22 protein-coding genes are annotated in these 24,391 nt (G+C 63.8%); 7 read left to right on the forward strand and 15 right to left on the reverse strand.

The genetic code is table 11. The features are described from left to right. Window positions 1–241 precede the first annotated feature (241 nt). From M8Q45_RS10690 to M8Q45_RS10710, 5 genes are all read left to right on the forward strand, one after another. A complete protein-coding gene (locus tag M8Q45_RS10690) occupies window positions 242–1,315 on the forward strand; it encodes an ATP-NAD kinase family protein (protein WP_249874698.1) in 1,074 nt (357 codons plus the stop codon). A 2-nt stretch (window positions 1,316–1,317) separates the two neighbouring features. Then, window positions 1,318–2,295, forward strand: coding sequence for a thiamine pyrophosphate-dependent dehydrogenase E1 component subunit alpha (locus M8Q45_RS10695; RefSeq protein WP_030140715.1), 978 nt, complete (start codon window positions 1,318–1,320; stop codon window positions 2,293–2,295). A 36-nt stretch (window positions 2,296–2,331) separates the two neighbouring features. Next, window positions 2,332–3,348: an alpha-ketoacid dehydrogenase subunit beta gene (locus M8Q45_RS10700; RefSeq protein WP_249874699.1), complete on the forward strand. Its 1,017-nt coding sequence runs from the start codon at window positions 2,332–2,334 to the stop codon at window positions 3,346–3,348. Beyond that, window positions 3,348–4,460 carry an acetoin dehydrogenase dihydrolipoyllysine-residue acetyltransferase subunit gene (locus M8Q45_RS10705; RefSeq protein WP_249874700.1) on the forward strand — a complete coding sequence of 371 codons (1,113 nt, stop codon included), beginning with the start codon at window positions 3,348–3,350 and terminating at the stop codon, window positions 4,458–4,460. The genes M8Q45_RS10700 and M8Q45_RS10705 overlap by 1 nt, the downstream gene beginning before the upstream one ends. A gap of 84 nt (window positions 4,461–4,544) precedes the next feature. Continuing rightward, complete coding sequence (locus M8Q45_RS10710; protein WP_249877307.1) at window positions 4,545–5,609, forward strand: 2,3-butanediol dehydrogenase; 1,065 nt, start codon at window positions 4,545–4,547, stop codon at window positions 5,607–5,609. Window positions 5,610–5,670: 61 nt separating this feature from the next. On the opposite strand, the gene M8Q45_RS10715 is transcribed toward M8Q45_RS10710, so the two are convergent. The 15 genes from M8Q45_RS10715 to M8Q45_RS10785 all read right to left on the reverse strand — a co-directional run bounded on the left by M8Q45_RS10715 (window position 5,671) and on the right by M8Q45_RS10785 (window position 20,567). Then, complete coding sequence (locus M8Q45_RS10715; RefSeq protein WP_249874701.1) at window positions 5,671–6,225, reverse strand: DinB family protein; 555 nt, start codon at window positions 6,223–6,225, stop codon at window positions 5,671–5,673. A gap of 229 nt (window positions 6,226–6,454) precedes the next feature. Beyond that, window positions 6,455–7,372: a dihydrodipicolinate synthase family protein gene (locus M8Q45_RS10720; protein WP_249874702.1), complete on the reverse strand. Its 918-nt coding sequence runs from the start codon at window positions 7,370–7,372 to the stop codon at window positions 6,455–6,457. 197 nt (window positions 7,373–7,569) lie between these two features. Next, window positions 7,570–8,598, reverse strand: coding sequence for a trans-3-hydroxy-L-proline dehydratase (locus M8Q45_RS10725; protein ID WP_249874703.1), 1,029 nt, complete (start codon window positions 8,596–8,598; stop codon window positions 7,570–7,572). A 138-nt stretch (window positions 8,599–8,736) separates the two neighbouring features. After that, complete coding sequence (locus M8Q45_RS10730; protein ID WP_249874704.1) at window positions 8,737–9,459, reverse strand: amino acid ABC transporter ATP-binding protein; 723 nt, start codon at window positions 9,457–9,459, stop codon at window positions 8,737–8,739. After that, entirely contained in the window at window positions 9,452–10,102 is a 651-nt protein-coding gene (locus tag M8Q45_RS10735) for an amino acid ABC transporter permease (RefSeq protein ID WP_249874705.1), read from the reverse strand. Before M8Q45_RS10735 ends, M8Q45_RS10730 begins: the two co-directional genes overlap by 8 nt. A 12-nt stretch (window positions 10,103–10,114) precedes the next feature. Beyond that, window positions 10,115–10,780 (reverse strand): amino acid ABC transporter permease, encoded by a 666-nt coding sequence (locus M8Q45_RS10740; protein WP_249874706.1) that lies wholly within the window; start codon window positions 10,778–10,780, stop codon window positions 10,115–10,117. Continuing rightward, window positions 10,773–12,551 (reverse strand): cis-3-hydroxy-L-proline dehydratase, encoded by a 1,779-nt coding sequence (lhpI, locus tag M8Q45_RS10745; RefSeq protein ID WP_249874707.1) that lies wholly within the window; start codon window positions 12,549–12,551, stop codon window positions 10,773–10,775. Before lhpI ends, M8Q45_RS10740 begins: the two co-directional genes overlap by 8 nt. 10 nt (window positions 12,552–12,561) lie before the next feature. Further along, complete coding sequence (locus M8Q45_RS10750) at window positions 12,562–13,380, reverse strand: ABC transporter substrate-binding protein (protein ID WP_181288382.1); 819 nt, start codon at window positions 13,378–13,380, stop codon at window positions 12,562–12,564. Window positions 13,381–13,610: 230 nt separating this feature from the next. Next, complete coding sequence (locus M8Q45_RS10755; protein WP_249874708.1) at window positions 13,611–14,360, reverse strand: AraC family transcriptional regulator; 750 nt, start codon at window positions 14,358–14,360, stop codon at window positions 13,611–13,613. Window positions 14,361–14,609: 249 nt separating this feature from the next. Then, window positions 14,610–15,866 carry an NAD(P)/FAD-dependent oxidoreductase gene (locus M8Q45_RS10760; protein WP_249874709.1) on the reverse strand — a complete coding sequence of 419 codons (1,257 nt, stop codon included), beginning with the start codon at window positions 15,864–15,866 and terminating at the stop codon, window positions 14,610–14,612. After that, on the reverse strand, window positions 15,863–16,099 hold the full coding sequence (locus tag M8Q45_RS10765; protein ID WP_249874710.1) for a 2Fe-2S iron-sulfur cluster-binding protein: 237 nt from the start codon (window positions 16,097–16,099) through the stop codon (window positions 15,863–15,865). Before M8Q45_RS10765 ends, M8Q45_RS10760 begins: the two co-directional genes overlap by 4 nt. Before the next feature lie 217 nt (window positions 16,100–16,316). Then, a complete protein-coding gene (locus M8Q45_RS10770) occupies window positions 16,317–17,432 on the reverse strand; it encodes an NAD(P)/FAD-dependent oxidoreductase (protein ID WP_249874711.1) in 1,116 nt (371 codons plus the stop codon). Further along, window positions 17,429–18,361: a 4-hydroxyproline epimerase gene (locus tag M8Q45_RS10775; RefSeq protein ID WP_249874712.1), complete on the reverse strand. Its 933-nt coding sequence runs from the start codon at window positions 18,359–18,361 to the stop codon at window positions 17,429–17,431. The genes M8Q45_RS10770 and M8Q45_RS10775 overlap by 4 nt, the downstream gene beginning before the upstream one ends. Window positions 18,362–18,469: 108 nt before the next feature. Further along, window positions 18,470–19,141: a GntR family transcriptional regulator gene (locus M8Q45_RS10780; protein WP_181288376.1), complete on the reverse strand. Its 672-nt coding sequence runs from the start codon at window positions 19,139–19,141 to the stop codon at window positions 18,470–18,472. 259 nt (window positions 19,142–19,400) lie between these two features. Further along, entirely contained in the window at window positions 19,401–20,567 is a 1,167-nt protein-coding gene (locus tag M8Q45_RS10785; RefSeq protein ID WP_249874713.1) for an MFS transporter, read from the reverse strand. A 134-nt stretch (window positions 20,568–20,701) separates the two neighbouring features. Between M8Q45_RS10785 and M8Q45_RS10790 the strand changes: the two genes are divergently transcribed. After that, the gene (locus tag M8Q45_RS10790) at window positions 20,702–22,114 is read left to right on the forward strand and encodes an aminotransferase-like domain-containing protein (RefSeq protein ID WP_249874714.1); all 1,413 of its coding nucleotides are present in this window, start codon (window positions 20,702–20,704) and stop codon (window positions 22,112–22,114) included. A gap of 81 nt (window positions 22,115–22,195) precedes the next feature. Beyond that, window positions 22,196–24,337 (forward strand): TonB-dependent siderophore receptor, encoded by a 2,142-nt coding sequence (locus M8Q45_RS10795; RefSeq protein ID WP_249874715.1) that lies wholly within the window; start codon window positions 22,196–22,198, stop codon window positions 24,335–24,337. The last annotated feature ends 54 nt before the right edge of the window (window positions 24,338–24,391 follow it).

Below are 24,391 nucleotides of genomic sequence, written 5' to 3' on the forward strand. Positions count from 1 at the left end.
CGTCTCAGCGTCTCGCCATCGGGCCGTGCAGGCTGGCATGCGGCGTCTCATGGGACTCGTAGGCAACCCTTCCAATGCAACACCGCGAGCGCTCTGTCTCGCGGCTTTGCGCCGGATCTTCAGCAATTGGCACCGGCCTTGCTCTAGGCCTTGGACCCATCCCGTTGGGCTTCCAATAATAAAAAGAGGTGCCTATGACTTGCCCGTCAAGCCCGTTGACCGTTCCCGCCACGGTGGCGCCATGAGCCGCCGTCCACTCACCGTCGGCATCATTGCCAACCCTGCGTCGGGCCGCGACGTGCGGCGCCTGACCGCCAATGCCGGATTATTCTCCAGTACCGACAAGGTCTCGGTGATCCAGCGCCTGCTGGCTGCGTTCGGCGCCACCGGCATCGAACACGTGCTGATGCCCACCGACATGATCGGCATGGCCGCCGCCGTGCTGAAGAACAGCCACAGCCGCCAGGCCCGCAGCAGCCACTGGCCGGCCCTGGAATTTCTCGACCTGACCCTGCGCCAGACCGTCGAAGACACCCGCCGCGCCGCGCGGCTGATGGCCGAGCGCGAGGTGGCGTTGATCGCCGTGCTCGGCGGCGACGGCACCCACAAAGCCGTGGCGGCTGAGGTTGGCGACATTCCTCTGCTGACCCTTTCCACCGGCACCAACAATGCCTTTCCCGAACTGCGCGAGGCCACCAGCGCCGGGCTGGCCGGTGGGTTGTACGCCAGCGGGCGAGTTCCAGGCGAGATCGGTTTGCGCCGCAACAAACGCTTGCTGGTCTGCGATGCCGAGCGTGGCTTGCGCGAGGTCGCCCTGGTGGACGTCGCCGTGTCGCCGCTGCGCTTTGTCGGCGCGAGGGCGATCAGCCGGGCGCAGGACTTGGCCGAAGTCTTCGTGACGTTCGCAGAGCCGCAGTCCATTGGTCTGTCGGCGCTGTGCGGCTTGTGGTTCCCGGTGTCACGCCAGGCGCCGGGCGGTGCCTGGATGCGCCTGGACCCGCAATCCCCCGAGGCGCTGTTGGTGCCGCTCGCACCGGGCTTGCTGCAAGGCTGCGGCGTGCTCGCCGCCGGCCCCTTGGAACCCGGCGTCGCCCATGGTTTGTCGCTGTCCGCCGGCACCTTGGCCCTGGACGGCGAGCGGGAAATCGAATTCAACGTCCATGACCGGCCCACGGTCACCCTCGATGCCGGCGGCCCGCTGAGCATCGACGTCAACGCGGTGCTCACCTACGCCGCGCAACAACGCTTGTTGGCCATCGGCCGCGAGCACCCGCAACACCCCTTGAACCTTCAAGAAGACACGCCTGGAGAATAAAAATGTCGACATCGCTCACCCATGATCAATTGCTGCACGCCTATCAGGTCATGCGCACCATCCGCGCCTTCGAAGAGCGCCTGCACGTGGAGTTCGCCACCGGCGAGATTCCCGGTTTCGTCCATTTGTATGCCGGCGAAGAAGCCTCGGCCGCCGGCGTCATGGCCCACCTCGGGGACGATGATTGCATCGCCTCCAACCACCGTGGCCACGGTCATTGCATCGCCAAGGGCGTGGACGTCTACGGGATGATGGCCGAGATCTACGGCAAGAAAACCGGGGTCTGCCAAGGCAAGGGCGGCTCGATGCACATCGCCGATTTCGAGAAAGGCATGCTCGGCGCCAACGGCATCGTCGGCGCCGGTGCGCCACTGGTGGTCGGCGCTGCCCTCGCGGCGCGGCTCAAGGGCACCGACAGCGTCGCCGTGGTGTTTTTCGGCGACGGCGGCTCCAACGAGGGCGCGGTGTTCGAAGCCATGAACATGGCCTCGGTGTGGAACCTGCCGTGCCTGTTCATCGCGGAAAACAACGGCTACGCGGAGGCCACTGCCTCCAATTGGTCGGTGGCCTGCGACCACATCGCCGACCGCGCCGCCGGCTTCGGCATGCCCGGCGTGACCGTCGACGGCTTTGACTTCTTTGCCGTGCATGAAGCCGCCGGGGCCGCCGTTGAACGCGCCCGTGCCGGGGAAGGCCCGTCGCTGATCGAGGTCAAGCTGACCCGCTACTACGGCCACTTCGAGGGCGATGCCCAGACCTATCGGGCACCGGACGAGGTCAAGCATTTCCGCGAAAACCAGGACTGCCTGATGCAGTTCCGCGACCGCACGACCCGGGCCGGGCTGCTCACCGTCGAGCAGTTGGACCAGATCGACAAGGAGGTGGAGATGCTGATCGAAAACGCCGTGTACAAGGCCAAGTCCGATCCCAAGCCGGCGGCGTCCGACCTGCTGACCGATGTCTACGTCAGCTATCCCTGAACGCCCCTCTATAAAACAACAAGAGAGAATCCCATCATGGCGAGAAAAATCAGCTATCAGCAGGCAATCAACGAAGCCCTGGCCCAGGAAATGCGTCGCGACTCCAGCGTGTTCATCATGGGTGAAGACGTGGCCGGTGGTGCCGGCGCACCCGGAGAAAACGATGCCTGGGGCGGCGTGCTCGGCGTCACCAAGGGACTTTACGATCAATTCCCGGGGCGCGTGCTGGACACGCCGTTGTCGGAAATCGGTTATGTCGGCGCGGCGGTCGGCGCCGCCACCTGCGGCGTGCGGCCGGTGTGCGAACTGATGTTCGTCGACTTCGCCGGCTGCTGCCTGGACCAGATCCTCAACCAGGCGGCGAAATTCCGCTACATGTTCGGCGGCAAGGCGTCCACGCCCCTGGTCATCCGCACCATGGTCGGCGCTGGCCTGCGCGCTGCGGCCCAGCATTCACAGATGCTCACCTCGTTGTGGACGCACATTCCGGGCCTGAAAGTGGTCTGCCCGTCGTCGCCGTATGACGCCAAGGGCCTGCTGATCCAGGCGATCCGCGACAACGACCCGGTGATCTTCTGCGAGCACAAATTGCTCTACAGCATGCAGGGCGAGGTGCCGGAAGAGCTCTACACCGTGCCGTTCGGCGAGGCCAACTTCCTGCGCGACGGCAAGGACGTGACCCTGGTGTCCTACGGGCGACTGGTCAATACGGCGATGGACGCGGCGCGCAACCTGGCCGGGCGCGGCATCGACTGCGAGGTGATCGACCTGCGCACCACCAGCCCGCTGGACGAGGACAGCATCCTGGAAAGTATCGAGAAGACCGGACGCCTGGTGGTGATCGACGAGGCCAACCCGCGCTGCTCCATGGCGACCGACATCTCGGCGCTGGTGGCGCAAAAGGCCTTCGGCGCGCTCAAGGCACCGATCGAAATGGTCACCGCGCCGCACACGCCGGTGCCGTTCTCCGATTCCCTGGAAGACCTGTACATCCCTGACGCGGCCAAAATCGAACAAGCCGTGCTCAACGTGATCGAGTGGAGCAAGCACTGATGAGCCAGATTTTTACCCTGACCATGCCCAAGTGGGGCCTGTCGATGACCGAGGGCCGGGTCGACGCCTGGCTCAAGGAGGAGGGCCAGGCCATCACCAAGGGTAATGAGGTGATGGACGTCGAGACCGACAAGATCTCCAGCAGCGTCGAAGCGCCATTTTCCGGCGTGTTGCGCCGGCAGGTGGCTCGCCAGGATGAAACCCTGCCGGTCGGCGCCTTGCTCGGCATCGTCGTCGAAGGCGAGGCCAGCGACGCCGAGATCGACGCGGTCATCGAGCAGTTCCAATCCAACTTCGTGCCCGGCGACGCGGCGGATGAAGACAGCGGCCCGAAACCGCAGAAAGTCGAGGTGGACGGCCGGGTGATTCGCTATTTCGAGCGCGGCGAGGGCGGCACGCCGCTGGTGTTGGTGCACGGTTTTGGCGGCGACTTGAATAACTGGCTGTTCAACCATGAAGCCTTGGCAGCCGGGCGTCGGGTCATCGCCCTGGACCTGCCGGGCCACGGCGAATCTTCGAAAGCCTTGCAACGCGGGGATCTGGACGAGCTTAGCGGTGTGGTACTGGCGTTGCTCGATCACCTGGACATCAACGCGGCCCATCTGGTGGGGCATTCCATGGGCGGGGCCGTGTCGCTGAATGCCGCGCGCCTGATGCCGCAGCGGTTGCGTTCCCTGACCTTGATCGGCAGCGCCGGCCTCGGTGCCGAGATCAACGGCAGCTACCTGCAAGGCTTCGTCGACGCGGCCAACCGCAACGCGCTCAAGCCGCAGCTGGTGCAACTGTTCTCGAATGCCGAGCTGGTCAACCGGCAGATGCTCGACGACATGCTCAAGTACAAGCGCCTGGAAGGCGTGGACACGGCCCTGCGCGAACTGGCAGGGAGCCTGTTCAAGGACGGCCGCCAGCAGGCGGACCTGCGCGAAGTCGTGCAGGCCGGTCACGTCCCGACCCTGGTCATCTGGGGCAGCGACGACGCGATCATCCCGGCGGCCCACGCCGAAGGGTTGAGTGCCCAGGTCGAAGTGCTGCCGGGCCAGGGCCACATGGTGCAGATGGAAGCGGCCGAACAGGTCAATCGATTGATCCTTGAATTCATCGGACAGCACTGACCCAGCGGGCGGCGATTGAATCGTCGCCCTACAAAAATATCTGGAGGCAACGCTATGAACGTTTCAATCAAGCCGACCCGCAGCATGCGCGCCGCCGTCTGGCACGGCCGCAACGACATCCGCGTCGAAGACGTGCCGCTGCCGGTATCTCCCCCCGCCGGTTGGGTGCAGATCCGCGTGCAATGGTGCGGCATCTGCGGCTCCGACCTGCACGAATACGTGGCCGGGCCGGTGTTCATCCCGGTGGACGCGCCGCACCCGCTGACCGGGATCAAGGGGCAGTGCATCCTTGGCCATGAGTTCTGCGGCGAAATCGTCGAACTGGGGGCTGGCGTCGAAGGCTTCAGCGTCGGCGAGCCGGTGGCCGCCGATGCCTGCCAGCATTGCGGCACCTGCTATTACTGCACCCACGGGCTTTACAACATCTGCGAGAACCTGGCCTTTACCGGGCTGATGAACAACGGCGCGTTCGCCGAATTGGTCAACGTCCCGGCGAACCTGCTGTACAAACTGCCAGCCAATTTCCCCGCCGAGGCTGGCGCGTTGATCGAGCCGCTGGCGGTGGGCATGCACGCGGTGAAAAAGGCCGGCAGCCTGCTGGGCCAGAACGTCGTGGTGGTGGGCGCCGGGACCATCGGCCTGTGCACGATCATGTGCGCCAAGGCCGCCGGCGCTGCCCAGGTCATTGCTCTGGAGATGTCCGGCGCCCGCAAGGCCAAGGCCCTGGAAGTCGGGGCCAGCCACGTGCTCGATCCGAACGAATGTGACGCCCTGGCCGAGGTTCGGCGCCTCACCGGTGGCCTGGGCGCCGATGTCAGTTTCGAATGCATCGGCAACAAGCACACCGCCAAGTTCGCCATCGACCTGATCCGCAAGGCCGGCAAATGCGTGTTGGTGGGCATCTTCGAGGAGCCCAGCGAATTCAACTTCTTCGAGCTGGTATCCACCGAGAAGCAAGTGCTTGGCGCGCTGGCCTACAACGGTGAGTTCGCCGACGTGATTGCCTTCATCGCCGACGGGCGCCTGGACATCTCGCCGCTGGTGACCGGGCGCATCCAGTTGGAAGAGATCGTCGGCCAAGGCTTCGAGGAGTTGGTGAACAACAAGGAACACAACGTGAAAATCATCGTGTCACCCGCACGGATCTGAGGGCGCCTGAGGTGGGCGATTTGGCGATGGTCGACCGCGACCATCGCATTTTTTTGATTTTTCAGTCGGCTCGATAGTCCCGCCAGACGCGGGTTTCATCGAGTTGCAGCCGCTGTTCCTCTTGTCGACGGAACGGTCGGTCGCAATCAAGAAAAAACTCGTCGAGCTGTGGCGGGTCGACGTGGGTGGCGCTGAGCATGGTGTGGACCTGGCCACGGTGATGGATCTGGTGCTCGAACAGGTGCAGCAGCAAGCGGTCGATCCGTTCGCGAACCCTGCCGTCGGCGCGCACCAGATCAACGGCACGGGCGAGATCCTCGTGTCTCAGGTTTTCGCAGAATGCCGCCAGTTGCCGGTCGGCTCGGTCCTGGCTTTCCCTGAGTTGGGCGAACGCCAGCGTCGCGGAAAAATCCTGTTCCTGACCCGCCACGTCACCTTCCAGGGCGGTGAGGTAATAACGATCGACTTCGAGGATATGGCAGAGCGTGGCCTGGATGGAGGGAAAAAAGCTGGTGCGGTAGGCCTCGTATTCCACCGTATTCAGCTGCGCGCAGGCGTCCAGCAGCCTGTGGTTGGCCCATTGGTTGTTCAGGGCCTGGGCCAGGAAATAATTCATGGGACGCCTCCCGTGCGCGTCGTTTCGCCGGGGGGAAGCGTAGCAAAGACTGGCCATGGCGCCGTGTTGCTGGTCGGTTGGTCAGGCGTTCGCACCCAATTCCTTGTGGGAGCGAGCTTGCTCGCGATAGCGTCGGGACATCCAATAGGGATGCAAGCTGGACAACCGCTATCGCGAGCAAGCTCGCTCCCACAGGGTTTCTCACATGCCCGAGTCTCTGCGCCCGGGCTTAAAGCCCCACATCCGGCAGCATCGGCCGGTTGGCCAGCGCCTTGGCCATGATCTGCTCCACATACACCCGGTCTTCTTCCGGCAGGGCCAGGCGTGGTGGGCGGGTGAGGGCGCTGCCGCGGCCGGCGATGGCTTCGCACAGCTTGATGCACTGCACCAGGTCGGCACGGGCGTCGAGGTGCAGGATCGGCATCAGCCATTCGTAGATCGGCATGGCTTCGGCGAAGCGTCCGGCGCGGGCCAGGCGGAAAATGGTTTCGCCTTCCTTGGGGAACACGTTGGACATGCCCGACACCCAACCTTCGGCGCCTACGGCGAGGCTTTCCAGTACCACGTCGTCGAGACCGGCGAACAGCACGAAGCGATCGCCGACTTCATTGCGCACGTCGATGAAGCGGCGGGTGTCGCCGGACGAATCCTTGAAGCACACCACGTTGTCGCAGTCGGCCAGCGAGATGAGAATGTCCGGGGTGACGTCGTTCTTGTAGATCGGCGGGTTGTTGTAGACCATCAGCGGCACGTCGGCATGCCGGGCCACGTAGCGGAAATGCTCGGCCGTCTCGAACGGCTTGGAGCCGTAGACCAGCGCCGGCATCAGCATCACCCCGTCGACACCGACCTTGCGCACGGCGTTGGCGACCTTGGCTGCCTGCACGCTGGTGAACTCGGCCACGCCGCAAATCACCGGCACCCGGCCCCGGGAGGCGTCCACCGCGACTTCGGTCACGGCAATTTTTTCCTCGGCGCTCAGGGACGTGTTTTCCCCCACCGAGCCGCAGACCACCAGGCCGGACACGCCATCGCGAATGACGTTGGAAATGACCTGATGGGTTTTTTCCAGGTTGATGGAAAAGTCATCGTTGAATTGAGTAGTGACGGCGGGGAATACGCCGCTCCAGTTGATGCGTTTGCTCATGGGTGTCTCCTTTTGGTATTTCGTATACGGATAGAGGTGGTTGCTTTTGTGGCGAGGGAGCTCGCTCCCGATGGGCCCTGTAGGCGCTGCCGAGCGAAGCGAGGCTGCGATCTTCCCCAGACGCTTGAATCCCAGGATCAAAGGATCGCAGCCTCGCTACGCTCGGCAGCTCCTACGGTTTTGGGTGAATCTGGAAGTCATGCGCCGGGCCAGGTATCCGAGAGCCGATAGCCCTGGGGCCATGGATCGGCCGGGTCGAGCAGCAACTGATGCGTGCCGGTGATCCAAGCCCGTCCGGCGATGCACGGGTAGATCGCCGGGCGGCCGGCCACGTCGGTCAGTGAGTCGATCCGGCAGTGGAATTCGGAGCCGATGATCGAGCGGCCGACAAAGCGCTCGCCCACCTGCATCAGGCCCTTGGCGTGCAGCACCGCCATGCGAGCCGAGCAACCGGTGCCGGTGGGCGAACGGTCGATCTTGCCGGGCTGGATGACGACGGCATTGGCTCCGGTGGCGACGCCGTTTTCCCGCTCAATGGGCGCGGCGACCTGGCAGAACGAGATGTGCGACCAGTCGGGATTCAATGGGTGTACGAAACCCAGTTGTTCATTGGCGGCCCGGGTGATTTTCAGTCCCACGGCCACCAGGTCGGCGGCTTCGTCCGGGCGGATGGCGAAACCCAGGCGCAGGGCATCGACGATGACAAAACTGTCGCCACCATAGGCGGTGTCCACTTGCAGCGAGCCCAGGCCCTCGACTTCGATCCAGGCATCGAGGCGGTCGGCAAACGACGGTACGTTCTTGATCTCGACCCGTTGTACCTTGCCGTCGCGGCAGTCGGCGACGGCTTCGATCAAGCCGCCCGGTGCCTCCAATATCAAGCGCGTCTGGGGTTCGGTCATCGGCAGGATGCCGCTGTCCAGCAGCACGGTGGCGACGCACAGCGAGTTGGAGCCGGACATCGGCGGGGTGTCGGCGGGCTCCATGATGATCCAGGCCATCTGTGCCCGCGGGTCCTTGGCCGGCACCAGCAGGTTGACGTGACGGAACACCCCGCCACGGGGTTCGTTGAGGACGAAGTTGCGCAGGGTCTGGTCCTGGGCGATCCAGCGTGATTGTTCCCAGACCGTGGCGCCGGGAGGCGGGGCGACGCCTCCGACGATGACATCGCCGACCTCGCCTTCGGCGTGGCAGCTGACTACATGGATGATTCTGGATGAGCGCATGGGTCAAATCCTTGTGTTGTCTAGTCGGGCCTCATCGCGAGCAAGCTCGCTCCCACAGGGTTCTTTGGTGACTGGCAGGTCATTGAGGCCTACACAAAACCAGTGTGGGAGCGAGCTTGCTCGCGATGAGGCCATCCGCTATTTCACCGATTTCAGGAACGCCGCCGTCTCCGGCTGCACCGGATTACCGAGCACCTGGTCCGGCGGCCCGATTTCATGCACCCGGCCGTTGCAGAAGAACGCCACCCGGTCGGACACGTCCCGGGCGAAGCGGATCTCGTGGGTCACCAGGACCATGGTCATGCCGTCTTCGGCGAGCATGCGCATGGTGTCCAACACCTCACCGACCAGTTGCGGGTCGAGGGCCGAAGTGGCTTCGTCGAACAACATGTAGTCCGGCGACATCGCCAGGGCGCGGGCGATCGCCATGCGCTGCTGCTGTCCGCCGGAGAGTTTGCCGGGGAAGGCCTTGAGCTTGTCCCCCAGGCCCACATGCTCGAGCTGCCTGACCGCCAGCGCCTCGGCGTCCTGCTTGCTCTTGCCCAATACCTTGCGCGGCGCGAGCATGACGTTTTCCAGCACGGTCAGGTGGGGGAAGGCGTTCCATTGCTGGAAGACGATGCCGATCTTCTGCCGCAGCCGGTTGAGGTCGGTGGCGCTGTCGTGGACTTCCACGCCGTCCACGCGGATGCTGCCTTTCTGGATCGGCTCCAGGCCGTTGATGCACATCAGCAGGGTCGATTTACCGGAACCGGAGCCGCCGATGATCGACACGACCTCGCCCTTGTCCACCGTCAGGCTGACGCCCTTGACCACTTCGAGGTTGCCGAAGGATTTGTGCACGTTTTCGATCTCAATCATTTTCCTGCCACCTTCTTTCCAGGCGAGCGCCGAGGCGGGCGACCACCAGGCTCATGACGTAGTAGATGAGGCCCGCGATGCACAGCACCAGCAGGGGTTCCTGAATACGCGTGACGATGGTTTGCGAAGCCCGCAGCAGCTCGACGATGCCGATCCACATCACCAGCGCGGTGTCCTTCATGACGCCCAGGACCAGGTTCAGCCAACCGGGAAAAGCGACGCGGGTGGCAATCGGCAGGACGATGAAACGCAGGTCCTGCAGATAGCTCAGCCCCAAGGACCGGCTGGCTCGGCGGGTGCTCAGCGGCACCGCCAGCACGCCACCCCGGACAATCTCGGTGAAATACGCGGCGGCGTAGACCCCCAGCACGATGCAACCGACCGCAAAGGCACTGAGGTCCAGGCCGACGATGCTCTTCAAGGAATTGAACAGCACGAACTGGATCAGCAGCGGCACGCTGCGAAACGCATCCAGCACCCAGGCGAGCGGCAAGCTCACCCGGGGCAACAGCGCCCGCAACAGGCCGAACAGCAAGCCGGCGAGGGTGCCGAGCAGGATCGACCAGGCGGTCAACTGCACCGTGACCCAGGCACCGTCGAGCAGATACAACAGGTCGTTGACGGTAAGGCTTGTGGAAAACATGACCAGCCCTCCTCAATAACGAAACAAGCGCCAGGACAACAGTCGGGCCAGCCCGACGATCAGCTTGGCGATCAGGTAATAGAGCACCGCCGCGAGGGCGAAGTATTCGAAGGTGCGGAACGTCTTGACGTTGTATTCCTGCGTCACCCCGGTGAGGTCGTTGTTCAGGCCGACCACCACGCCCAGGGACGTCATCAGCACCGCCCAGACCATCTGGTTGGTCAGCGGGTAGAAAACGATGCGCAGCAGTTGCGGGACGATGATCATCCGGTAGGCCTGGAACGCGCTCATGCCCAGGGAGCGAGCGGCGCGCATCTGCGTGCCCGGCACGGCCTTGAGGCCGCCGCGAAAGTTCTCCGCCAGGTAGCCGGCGTTGTTGAAGGTGATTCCTGCCAGCAGGGCGAACCACGAGCTGACGTGCAGCCCGAGGGAGCCGAGGCCGAAGTAGAGGATGTAGATCTGGAACAACGACGGCGTGTTGCGGGCGATCGAGACCCAGCCGTTGCCGACACCCCGCAGCAACGGATGACGCGCCTGGCGCATCACCGTCAGGACCAGGGCGATCAGCACGCCGAAGATCATCGACAGTGCGGCGGTTTCGAAGGTGACCCAGGCGCCGGTGAGCATATCGGGCAGGGCGCGCAACGCCGGGCGCCATTGGAAACTGTAGTCAAACATGGCTCGGGTTCCCTTTAGGGGCGGAGGGTTGCAGCCATTGCGGCGGCTCGCCGCTGGCCGTGGCGGTGCAGGCGGCCTCGACGCACTCGGCCAAACTGGCGAAATGCACGCCACGACCCACCAGGCCCGGTGCGTAGTGCGCGTATTTGCCGGAGTTGGTCATCAAGGTGGTGGCGGCCGGCGGGATCACCGGTTCGCCCAGCATGCACCAGCAAGTGTCGGTGACCAGCGTTGCGCCGTAGGCCTGGATCGCTTCCAGGTGACCGGCCTGGCGCGCCTGCTCCAGCACGGCCCGACCGCAGGTGATCGCGAGAACCACGTCGGGGTGTTTGATCCGCCCCGCACACAGGCGTGCCAGGGCGGCGAATTCGCTGAGGGAAAAATGCGGATTGCCCAGGGACACCACGTCCACGTGCCTGTGCCGGGCGCTGTTGAGCTCGCGCCAGCTGGCGAGCAGTCCCGCCATGTCGACGGTTTCCGTGGGTAACACGGCGTCGCGATCCAGCACCCCGGCCGGGTCCATGGCCTCTGGCGTCACCCCGGCGATGTGGAACAGCGGCGCCGCGCTGGTGGTGGCGAACGCGGCGCCAAACGCTTTCAGGTCATCGAGGGTAGGGGCGGCGTTTTCCAGCCCCCGAACCAGCGGGATGCGGCGGCCCGCCAGGCTGCCGATGTGATAGCCCAACAGCGGGTAGAAGCTGTCATCCATTGAATCGAGCCTGGGGACTTCGACGATCAGCCCGGCCTTGCGCTGATCGTCGAGATGACAGCCGGCCAACGGCGCGCGGCCACACAGGGCGATGCAGATGTCGAGAAAATCCGGGTACTTCTGCGTGCGGGCACCGAGCACGCTGTTGGCGTAGACCACTGCGTTGGATTCGGCCCAGACGATTTGTTCGCCGACGGCGGGTGCGGTCTCCAACAAGTAGGGCGCGCAGGTGAAGCTCAACTGCGCGCCCATGGCCATGTAGGCGTCGCCCAAGGCGCTGGCCGGTTCGCCCAATGCCGGGTCGACACCCAGTTCGCGCCAGCGGCGTTGGTCCACGGAAATCGAATTGAGCGTCGTGGGCACGCTCACTTTCGCGCCCCATTGCACCAACTGTTCGGCAAAGCGCAGGCTGGCCGGACCGGTATAGATGCAGCCGTCGATGTGCGCCTGGGTGATGTCCAGCAGTTCATCGGCGCCTTGGATCTCGGCCATGCGCAGGACGATTCCCATTGCCACTTGCGCAGCCTTGCCGTGCGCGCCATCGAGCAACGCCTGGTCCCGCTCGTTCAAGCGGACGGAGGAGGGCGTGAACGGTTGCGAGGCGATATCCGCCCCGTACCATCGGTCATTGGGTCGGCGCCCGGACAACGTCAGGCAACTTCCCTCGATGCGCGCGAATCCTTGCCCCCGCAAACCCTCGAACGCCTCGCGGCCAATGCATAACACCGGCAGCGAACGCTGGAAGATCACCTCGGCCACCCGCACACCCAGGACAAGGATTTCATCGGCCTCCGCCAGCACCAGGGCGGCTGGCGCATGGCCGTTGCTGATGAGCTCCATCAGCACGCTGCTGCCGGTGCAGGAACCGCGTCCACTGGGAATCGCCAACACCCGACCCGAAAGGCGCTGGCCGCTGAGGGGGTGATGGCGATCGATGACTTCGCCCGAGGCCGGATCGACTCCGCCCCAAAAGCTCAGGCCAACGTCGGCGAACAGCAGGGTGCCCTGGGCGGCACCCTCCACCAGGATGCGACCTTGCAAGCAGATAGGCGTGCTTGGCATGCCGGGCTCCTCAGTAATAGACCTGGGGTACGGTCAGGTTGGCCGGCGGGATTTCCGTGCCGACCCATTTGACGAACAGCTCGTTGTAGCGACCGGTGCGCACTTGCTGGTTGACGAACAGGTTGAGGTAGTTGATGAGGCCATACTCGCTGCGCTTGGCGCCGAGGGACACGTAGTCGATGACGTAAGGCGCATTACCGGCGATTTTCAGCCCCTTGTACTTGCCCGACTTGATGGTGGCGGCGGCCACGGTGTTGGTGACCACGGTGGCATCGATGTGTCCTTGTGCCACGGCCAGAAGCGTATCGTTCTGGGATTGGTAGGCGCGGAAACTGCCGCTGCCCCAACTCTTCTGGTCCTTCTCCAGGGCGATCGCTTCGTAGGTACTGCTGGTGTTACCGAGTTTCTTGCCCTTGAGGTCGGCGTAGCTGTTGATGCCGGTGTCGTCGCGGGTCAGCACCACCATCTGGAAGGCGAAGTAGGGCACGGTCAGGCCGACGGTCTTGGCCCGCTCCAGGGTGTCGGACGTGGAAGCGACGATGACATCGGCGCGGCCTGAAATCAGCGCCGGGATTCGATCGGAGAACGGCGTTTCGACCACTTCGGCGTCTACGCCAAGGACTTTTGCCAGGTCATTGCAATAATCCACGTCGAATCCTGCCGGCTTGTTGCTTTCATCACGAAAGCCCATCGGCGGAAAATCCAGTGTGACGGCGCAACGCAGCTTGCCCGAGCCGATGATGTCGTCGAGTTTGTCGGCATGGGCGGGAAGGGCAATCAGGGGGAAAAGGACAACGCTGAGGGCTGCGGCTAATGCACGGTTTTTCATAAAGGCCTCGCTGTCGAATAAATGCGGTGAGATATCGTATTGAGGATTTCGTATACGATATTAGATAAGCAATCGACGTGCCTGTTTTATGCTGCCAGCTCGGTTTCAGGTAAGGCTTTGATAAGTGGGCAATTGTTGGACCTGCGCCCGTGGTGCCAGGCGAGCGGGGCTGAATGACGGTGTTACAGATGGGAGCAGTGAGTGGGAGGCTGCCCTGTAAAGGAACAACGTCAGCGCTGGTTTTCTCGGTACTGGCTGGGGGAAAGGCTCGTCAGCGCGCGGAACTGACGGCTGAACGCACTGTGATCGGTGTAGCCGCAGCGCAGGGCAATTTCGGTGATGGGTAAATCCTGCTCCAGTAACAGTCGCGAGGCTTCCTCCAGGCGCGCCTTGTGAATCATCTGGCGGGGCGTGAGCTGGAAGATGCGCTTGCAGTGTCGCTCCAATTGCGCGACCGACAAGCCGGCAATGGCGGTGAGTTCCGCCAGGCTGATGGAACGGGCGAAGTGCAGCTTGATATGCGCATCCACCGCCGCCAGTTTCTGAAAGGCCGGATGGCTGGCTTGTGGCGATTGCAAATCACGGGAGATCCCGGCCAGGCCAACGATCCGGCCCGAGGGCTCGCGCAAGGCGAGCTTGTGGGTCAGGCACCACACCGGCTGGTTGCCGTAATAAAGGTGCAATTCGAGCTGGTCGGCCAGCTCCCGTCCGCTGGCGAGCAGGCGTCGATCCTGTTCGGTGTACAGCGGCCCGAAGCGTTCGGGGAATACCTGCTCGGCGGTGAGGCCCACAAGGTCATCGCAGTGCTTGAAGCCGCAACGCCGGGCGAGGCTCTGGTTGACGAAGGCGTAGCGGGCTTGGTTGTCCTTGATGAAAAACACGGTGTCCGAGAGGGTATCGAGCAACGGCGCGATGGCTTGCAGGCTGCGTAGCAGGGTGTCCATGTCGCAGGGGGTTAGGGATGTGAGCGAGGGGTGCATGGCCGGCGTCGTCTTTTATTGTGGGAGCTACGGCGCAGTGTCAGTCGAAAATGTGCTGTCTGTCACGCCGCCATCGCGAGCAGGCTCGCTCCCACATGGGTCCTGCGGTGCCTGCAACATTCAAAAGTCCGCCTCAAATCCCTGTGGGAGCGAGCTTGCTCGCGAAAGCGGTGGGTCAGCTTGCATCAATACCAGATGTGCCGACGTATTCGCGAGCAAGCTCGCTCCCACAGAAGAGTCTGAGTGGGTTCAGGTGGGCGGGGCTTCTTCCAGGTTCAGCAAGGTTTCGATTCGCGCCGGGCCGAAGGGCGGACGAGGTATGGGCGGTGTCCAGCCGAAAATGTATTCCAGGGCGGCACCGCACACCCGGCCCTGGCAGGCCCCCATGCCGCAGCGGCTGGCCAGTTTGGCTTCGCGCCAGTTTCCGTGGCCGGCCACATCGCCGTAAGGAACATCCTCACAGCGACAGACCAACGTATCGCTCCGCGCCAAGCTTTTCAAACGGCCATCCAGGGCAAACGCCTTGTTCAATGCCCGGGCGAAACCCTGCCAGCGTGCGCGGCGCGGCCACAGTTGCTGGGCGGCAGCGCTTTTGCCGACAGCGGCGTAGCCGGCGATGGCACCTTCTACCAAGGCCAGTTCGCTGCCGCCAAAACCGGTGCATTCGCCCGCAGCGTAATGGTCGTCCCGCGTGGTGGCCTGGCGTTCATCAACCGCAAGCGCCTGTCCGTCGAGCGCGCACCCCAGCGCCTGGCCCAGCCGGGTATTGGGAATCAGCCCGAAACCACAGGCCAAACGGTCGCAGGCCAACTCCACCGTCTTGCCTTGTTGCCGCAGACGCACGCCTTCGAGCGTGTCCCGTCCCAGGGCTTCGAGCACATGGCTGCCGGTGCGGTAGTGAGCATCGAACAGGCCGAATGACTGCCATAACTTGCCCGGCCAGCGGGGCAGTTGCGCAGCGAATCCGGCAACTGCGCCGCGGCTGGCCTGCTCGGCGATCCGCAGCACTTGGGCCCCGTGACGTCTTGCCGTGGCTGCGCTCGCCAACAACAGTGGGCCGCTGCCGGCAATCACCAGTCGCTCGTTGCTCACCGGCAGGCCGCCCTTGATCAATGCTTGCAAGCCGCCGGCACCGGTAACACCGGGCAGCGTCCAGCCGGGGAAGGGCAGCAGCAATTCCCGGGCGCCGGTGCACAGGATCAGGCGGTCATAAGCGATCAGCCAACCCTGCTCGGCATTTTCCACCAGCAAGGTCTTGTCGCCGGCGATCGCAATGACCCGGGTCTCTGCGTGGCAGTGCACGTTGGCGCAGGCGCGCAAGCGCTCTCGCATGTGTCGCACCTCGGCCGGCAAGTGGGCGTGGGGTCCATCGCGCCAGATCTGTCCGCCAGGGTTCGGATTGTCGTCCAGCAGCACGATGCGTGCGCCGCTGCTCGCTGCGGCCAGGGCCGCAGCCATGCCGGCGGGCCCGGCGCCGATGATAAGGATGTCGGCAAACTCGGTCATGGTCGGGTGTCCACGTGCATGCCGTCGCGGCACAAGGTCTGGCAGGCCAGGCGCCGGCGGCCGTCGATCATCACCCGGCATTCCTGGCAGATACCCAGGCCGCACAAAGGCGCGCGCCGCTGGCCGGTCACCGAGGTTCGGCTGCAGCCGTCAGCGCCCAACGCTAACGCGGCTGCAACGGTGGTGCCGTTAGGGAATGACAGCAGGCGGCCATCCAGGAACACGTCAGGCATGGGGCCAATCCTCTTTGGATACGCGAATATCTTGAGCACACTCGAAACCTGTGGCGAGGAAGCAAGCTCGCGCCGGGCCTGTAGGAGCTGTCGAGCGGAGCGAGGCTGCGATCTTTTTCCTGAAAACTGAGGTTTTTAGCGAAAGATCAACAGATCGTCCGAACGCGGCCCGAGCCTTCGCCAGCTCCTACAGAGCCTCGCGCACCTGTGTCGGGCTTCAGGCATGGGCCGGTTCTCCCAAGAATCGCTGCGGCAGGTAAGGTTGAGCGGCCAGCGGCGCGGTTTCGTTGAAGAGCTGGGCAACCAGCAGGTCTGCGGTGGCCGGTGCGGTCGTGACGCCGAGCCCTTCATGGCCCACCGCAAGCCACAGGCCTTTGCGCTGCGGGTGTTGCCCTACCAGCGGCAAGCCGTCGGGGCTCGCCGCGCGGAAACCGGTCCAGGCGCGGATGCCATTGAGGTGCGCGAGACCCGGCATGTAGTCAACGGCGCGTTTGAGCATCTTCGCCAGCATCCAGCCTTCCACCTCGGGATCGACGTTGCCGAACTGCCGCGAAGCGCCGATGAACAGTTGTCCGGTCGGGCGCGGCTGGATGTTGCACGCCACCGACGGGCCGCTGGCGTTGTGGGCGCTGGTGACATAACCCAGCTCAACCAGGGTGTGAGTGACGGTGGCGGGGTAGCGATCGGTGATCAACAGATGGCCCTTCTTGGGCTCGATCGGCAATTCCGGGCACAGCTCGGTGGCCTGGATGCCGTTGGCAAGCACGACGGCTTCGGCGCTGAGCCAACGTCCGTCGGCGAGGCGCACACGGTGGCCGTCCACTGCGCTGGCCTCGGCGCGCTGCTGGCTGATATTGGCGTGATCGAGCATCCAGCGGGCGGCGGCGGGGGCGTAGAGAATGCCGTCGCCCTTGATCAGCAACCCACCTTCCAGGCCCGCCCGCAGTTCCGGTTCGCGCTGTTGCAAGGTGGCGCGGCCAATCAGTTCACAGGCCTCGCCATGGGCCATCAGGTTCAGGTATTTGCCGTGGGCGACGGCCATTTCCTCGGCATTGGCTGCCAGCCATAAAGTGCCGTTGTTGCGCCAGGCACAAGCATCGGGCAGCGCAGGCGCCAACTCTCGCCAGCGTCGCAGGGAATATTGACTCAAGGCCAGCTCCGCCGGGTTGTCATCAAGCACCAGCAGGTGGCCCATGCCGGCCGCCGTTGCACCGTGCCAGCCAGCGTCCAGTACCAGCACCTGCAAACCGCGCTGGGCCAGGCTTCGGGCGCAGGCCGCGCCGATGATGCCGGCGCCAATGACGATCACGTCTGCGACATGGCCTTCGCTCACGGACGGATGCCCCAGGCGAAGGGGTCGTCCGGCTCGATAATCAATGTGCTTTCAGCGCTGATGTAGGCCCGGCCACGAATGGTCGGCACGATGCGCTCGCCCGAACGCTCGTACGACCCTTCGAATTCGCTGCCGATGACACTGGCCTGGCGCCAGATCTGTCCGGGTTGCAGTTTGCCGTCGGCCGCCAGGCAGGCCAGTTTGGCGCTGGTGCCGGTGCCGCAGGGAGAACGGTCGTAGGCCTTGCCAGGGCAGAGCACGAAATTGCGGCTGTCGGCCTGGGGATCGTCGGCGAACAGCTCGATATGATCGATCAGCCCGCCGTCCTCGCCGCGAAAGCCCTGATATTCCAAGGCCTGTTGCACGGCAAAGGTGTAGGCGGTGAGTGCGTCGAGGTTGTCGCCGGCCACACGCTGGCCGTGGTCGGCGATCAGGAAGAACCAATTGCCGCCCCACGCCACATCGCCAGTCACCGGCCCGATGCCCGGCACATCGAGGCGCAGGGCTTGGCGATAACGATAGGCCGGCACGTTGCGCACGCTGACCGAGCGGTCCTCATGCAACGTCGCCTGCACCGTGCCCACCGGCGTCTCGATGCTGTGCACGCCGGGGCCGATCCGGCCCAGATGGGCCAACGAAGCGACCAGGCCGATGGTGCCGTGGCCGCACATGCCCAGGTAGCCGCTGTTGTTGAAGAAAATCACTCCGGCACAGGCGGCCGGATCCACCGGTTCGCACAGCAACGCACCCACCAGCACATCGCTGCCGCGGGGTTCCAACACGCACGCGGTGCGCCAGGCATCGTGCTGCTCGGCCAGGCGCTGCCTGCGCTCGGCCATGCTGCCCTGGCCCAGGTCGGGAAAGCCATCGGTCACCAGTCGGGTCGGTTCGCCGCCGGTGTGGGAGTCGATCACGGTGATGCGTTTCATGGCGCCACGTCCATTCAGATGAGTGGACACAAGCGTGGCGCGCGCCGGGGCTGGCGGCTTGATGGATTTATCCGTCGGTGATGACGAAATCAGCACAGTCCCAAGCAATCACCGGCTCGACGGCAAGAACTCGAACAGGGTCTTGCAGACGCCGGCGATGTGTTCGTCCAGCAATTTCACCGCGCGCTCCACATCCCTGGCGCGGCAGGCGTCGAGAATCTCGCGGTGTTCATGGTCGGCGCGCTCCTTGCCGGCAGACAGGCTCATCTGCATACGCAGGTAACGCTCGAGTTTGTCGTGGACCGAGCGGATCAGGCTCACCATGAAGGGCCGCTGTGCCGGCTCATAGAGGCAGGCGTGCAACTGCCAGTTCAGCTCGGCCCAGCGACCGACATCGTCCTCGCCGATGAACTCCTGGCAGATGCTTTCGGCGCGGGCGAAGGTGGCTTCGGTCATGTTGGGAATCGCCAAGCGCAATACCTTGTCCTCCAGCAGCATCCGCACCTCGAACATCTGCGCCAGTTCCGCCTCGGAAATCCGCGTGACCATCGCCCCGCGATTGCGCTGGAACATCACCAGGCCCTCGGCTTCCAGGCGCTTGAGCGCTTCGCGCACGGGAATCTTGCTGACGTTGAACTGGCGGGCGATGTCATCCTGGCGAATCGGCTCGTCCTCGGCGAAATGCCCGGCCACGATGGCGTCGCGCAGGTGACGGGTGATGATTTCCGAAGTGGACGGGGTGTTGCCTAGGTCGGGCAGGTTGAACTTGGATAAAGTCACGGTGGCGATCGTTTGGCTGAGGTGGGGATATGGTATACGACCTGCCTGTCGCGATGTCGAGTGACGTCTGCCGTTGTGGCAAGGGCGCTTGCTCCGCTGGCCCTGTAGGAGCTGCGATCTTTTGATCTTTTGATCTTTTGATCTTTTGATCTTTCGCTTGAGATTCAAGTGTCTTTGGAAAGATCGCAGCCTCGCTTTGCTCGGCAGCTCCTACGCAGCTCCTACGCAGCTCCTACATAGCGGGAGCAAGATATTGCGTTCAACCGTGGGAGGGTTGGGCGACGAAGGCCTCTGTCCGGACGATGCGCAGCCCGGTAATCGTTGCGCCTGCCAGCAGTGCCAGGCCAAACACCGCCAGCGCCACGTCAGCGCCGAAATGGTCGGCCAGCCATCCAGTCACCACGACCGGGATACTGAACCCGACATAGGCAAACAGGAAGAATCCCGCGCTGACCCGGGCTTTTTGCGCACCGGCCATGGCGGTGATCGCCGACAATCCACCCAGGTACAAAAAGCCGTAGCACGCGCTGCTCGCGCCCAGCGCACCGAGCAACACGGCGGCCAGCGAACCCTGGCTCGCGCCCCAGGCGAGCAGCGCGTAGCTCAACGGCAAGACCAACAGCCCCAATCCCGTGGCCCTGGCCGGTTGCATGCGTTTCACCCAGGGCTGGAAGATCAGCCCACAACTGATGACGGTAAAGGTCGACAGCCCTGACCAACGCTGCAAGTCATGGGCGGCAAGCACCGATGGCAGGATGGCGATCACCAGCCCCGACGTCGCCCAGGCCAGCAGCATGGAAAAACTGTAGGGCAGGCTGCCGGCAGGAAACAACGGCAGGCGCAACATCGCTGCGTGCTTGAATCTGGGGGCGGGGTCCGGCAGTCGCGCAACCACGATGATCGCCACCGCAGCCAACGCCAACTGTAACCAGAAACTGCCCGGCGTGACGCTGTGATGGGCGAACAGGAAAAGGCTGGTCAACGCCGCGCCCAGGCCAAAACCCAGGGAGGTGCTGGCCGTGACCCGATTGGCCGGCGACCGGGCATCGCACGTCGGCATCAATTCCACCATGTAGGCCGTGGACGTCGCCGAAGCCAAGCCGGTGCCGACGCCCATCATCAGGCGCGCCACGCCCAGTGCGATCAGGTTCGGCCAGATCACTGTGATCACCGTCGCCAGCATCGACAGGCAGAGCGCCGTCACGATCAGGGGTTTGCGGCCCACCCGGTCGGCCAGTCCGCCGAACGCCAGCAGCACTGGCAACACGCCCAATACATAACCGGAAAATGCCACCGCGGTGGCGCCCGCGCCGTAACCGGAAAGCTGCGCATAGGTGGTATACAGCGGCGCCTGGAGGTTGACGGCGAGGGTGATCAGGCAAAGACCGAACGCCAATCCCCATGAGTGTCGTTGCTGTGTGTCCAAGAGGGGATCCTTGAGGGTGTGGAGTCTGGATGGACTATCCCGGTGGGGCCGAGAGCAAACAAGGAACAGACGCGGGGCTTTTATGTTTAACTGTTCGCCGGAAATTCGAGAACACTTAGCCGAGAGCCCGCGCCATGGACCTGAACATCGATCGCAACGCCACGGGTTCGTTGGTCCGGCAACTGGTTGCCAGTCTGACGGAGTGGATAAGCATCCATGGCATCCGCCCGGGTGCCCGCATGCCGTCGATCCGCCAACTGGCGACTGAAAACGGCTTGAGCCTGTCGAGCGTGATCAAGGCCTACGACCAATTGGTCGCCAGCGGCGTCTTGGAGTCCCGGCACGGTTCGGGATTTTTCGTGGCCCAGCAGATGCCCGAGGCTTCGGCGCCGGACATCGAAGACGCGCTTGGCTGGCGGTTGTTCGATAACGAATCGACGCAACTCAAGCTGGGGTGTGGCTGGTTGCCGGACGCGTGGCGCGACGACACGGACCTGGGCCAGGCGATCCGCCAGGTGGTGCGCAGCGACAATCAGGCACTGTTCAACTACAGCACGCCGCTGGGTTCGGCTCACCTGCGCCTGCACATCCAGAAGCGCCTGGCCCTGATCGACATTCACGTCGATCCGCTGCAGATCCTCACCACCCAGGGCGCGAGCCACGGCCTGGACCTGTTGGTACGCACGCTCCTCAAGCCTGGCGACCTGGTGCTGGTGGAAAGCCCCGGCTACTACAACCTGTTCAACCTGCTGAAGCTGCACGGGGTCAAGACCCTGGCGGTGCCCAGGACCGCCCAAGGCCCGGATATCGCCAGCCTGGAGCGGTTGCTCGGCGCGCACAAACCGGCGTATTTCTTCATCAACAGCATGTACCAGAACCCCACCGGCACCAGCCTCGCCCCCAGCGTTGCCTATCGCCTGTTGCAACTGGCGACGCTGCATGACTTCCGGCTCATCGAGGATGACATCTACGCGGATTTCCAGAACGGCCCGACGTCGCGCCTGGCATCCCTCGATGCCTTGGACCGGGTGATCTACCTGGCGAGCTTTTCCAAGACCTTGTCCAGCTCGTTGCGCATCGGCTACGTCGTCGCGCAGCCCGAGATCATCAAGCGTCTGGCTGAAGTCAAGATGGTGACCGGCATCGGCTGTTCATTGCTGGCGGAAAACGTCGTGGCGACGCTGCTGGCCAACGGTGCCTATCGCAAGCTGCTCCAGCGCTTGCGCGTGCGCTTGAACAAGCAGATGGCGAGCACGTTGCGCCTGCTCGATCCGGCTCACTGGGAGGTGTTTGCCGAGCCGAGTGGGGGATTGTTCGTCTGGGCCCGGCCCCGGCATGTGCAGGCTGAACGGGTGCGGCAGATTGCCGAGCAGTTGCAGATCCAACTGTCCCAGGGTTCGGCATTCCTGCCGGAAGGGCAGGCGTGTGACTGGCTGCGGCTCAACGTCGCGTTTACCCAGGACGTGCGGGCCCAGGCATTTTTCAGACAGATCGGCCTGGAATCCACAGTTGGAACGGCAGTGCTAATGGGAATAGATATCAAATAGGAATGAGTTACTGTATCTTTCGCGACACATTCTTGCCGGTCCCTGTGGGGGCCGGCGTTCTTTCGTCAGGATTGTGTGTCGATGCGTCGGATACTCGTTTCATTGTGTGTGCTCCAGGCTTATTCCATTTCCACTTGGGCAGAAGAACCCGGCACGGCGGCCAGGGCGCCACTGGAGTTGCAGGCCACCGACATCGTCGGCAGCTCGGATTTCGAAACTGCACAGGGCCCCGTGAAGGGCTATCACGCGACGCGCTCGGCCAGCGCCACGCGTACCGACACCGCGATCCATGAAACCCCACAGTCGATTTCGGTCGTGTCCCGCGACGTCGTCGAAGACCTCAGCGCCACGCGCCTGCAAGACGCTCTCGATTATGCCGGCGGCGTTGGCCGGGGGAACAATTTCGGCGGCCAGGGCCTGACCACGTTTACCGTGCGCGGCTTTACCACGGGGGAGTTCTACCGCAACGGTTTCCCGATCAACCGGGGTTACCCGAACATGCCCGATGCCAACACCATCGAGCGCCTGGAAGTCCTGCGTGGCCCGGCGACCATGCTTTATGGCCGTGGCGATCCGGGCGGCACGTTCAACGTGGTGTCCAAGCAGCCGTTGGCCGAGCGCACGGTGACGTTGGGCAGCCAGGTGAGCGACCAGGGCATGCGTCGCGGCACGCTGGATACGTCGGGTCCGCTGGATGAAGAAGGCCGCCTGGCGTATCGCCTGAATGTGGTGGGCGAGGGCGGCGATACGTTCCGCGATCACGTCGAGACCGAGCGCTATGGCGTCGCTCCCGTGGTCAGCTGGCAGGTCAACGACACCACGCGCCTGACGTTCGAAGGCGATTTCATGCGCAACAATGCGCCGCTGGACCGTGGCTTGACCCATTACCCCGGCCAGCGCGGCACCGCGTCCCGGGATACGTTCTTCGGTGAAAAAGACGTCGGCAAGCTGCACAACGACAACAACATGCTGCAGGTGCGTTTCGAGCACATGCTCAACGACGACTGGACCCTGGCCGGCGGTACGCAATGGCTCGACGGCACCCTGCAAGGCAACGCGGTGGAGGGCAACGGCATCGCCGCCGACGGGCGCACCCTGGGCCGTAACTTCAACTACCGCAAGCTGGAATGGACCGACCGTGATACCCAGCTCAACCTCACCGGGCATTTTTCCACGGGTGGGTTCGAACATACGCTGCTGACCGGCGTTGAATACGAAGACTATAGATACGAGTCCATCATCCAGCGTTCTGCCGCTGGCTCCGCTGCCTACCCGATCGACATCTTCGATCCGGTGTATGGCCAGCCGCGCCCGGCATTGACGCGCAAGCCCACCGACGACCAGGAAAATCTCAAGACCTTCGGTGTGTTCGTCCAGGACCAGGTGGCGCTGACAGAGCGGCTGAAGGTATTGGCGGGGGCGCGTTTCGAGCGGTTCGAGCATGAATATGAGAGTTTTGTCCCCCAGGCACGCCCCGGCAGCCGCAACTGGGAAGTCACCGACAATGCGGTCACCCCGCGCCTGGGCGTGATCTACGACCTGACCGATACGGTCGCCGTCTATGCCAACACCGCCCGCTCGTTCAAACCCAACAACGGCGCCCGCCGCGAGGGTGGTGGATTCAAGCCGGAAGAAGGCAAGTCCTATGAAATGGGCGTCAAGTGGGAGGCCCTGGATCGTCAGTTGAGCGTCGATGCGGCGATCTACCAGATCGAGAAGCGCAACGTGCAGACCCCCGATCCGCTGGACTCGACCTTCAACGTCGCCGCCGGCGAAGTCCGTAGCCGTGGTTTCGACTTGAACGTGGCGGGCAACCTCACGCCGCAATGGCGCATGATCGGTGGCTACGCCTATGTGGACGCCGAAGTGACCAAGGACGTCAACATTCCCACCGGGACTCGCTTGCTCAACGTGCCCAGGAACAGCTTCAGCCTGTTGAACGTCTACGAATTCCAGGACGGCGGCCTGAAAGGGCTAGGCCTGGGACTCGGTGCGAAGTATGTCGATGAACGAGCCGGCAACACCGCAGCCACCACTTTCACCATGGATGACTACACCGTCGTCGACTTGCTCGGCTACTACAAGGTCAACGAGCGCATCCGCCTCAACCTCGACTTGAAGAACCTGTTCGACGCCGATTATGAAGAAGGCGCGTTTGGTGGCGTCTACGCCTACCCGGGCGCACCGCGGACGGTGCAGGCGGGGATTTCCTACACGCTGTAGATCAAGGCTGCCATTGAAAAACCCCGAAGGTCCTGCCTTCGGGGTTTCGTGTTT

It is taken from the genome of Pseudomonas sp. T1.Ur (assembly GCF_023516725.1).
GTDB classification, from domain to species: domain Bacteria; phylum Pseudomonadota; class Gammaproteobacteria; order Pseudomonadales; family Pseudomonadaceae; genus Aquipseudomonas; species Aquipseudomonas alvandae.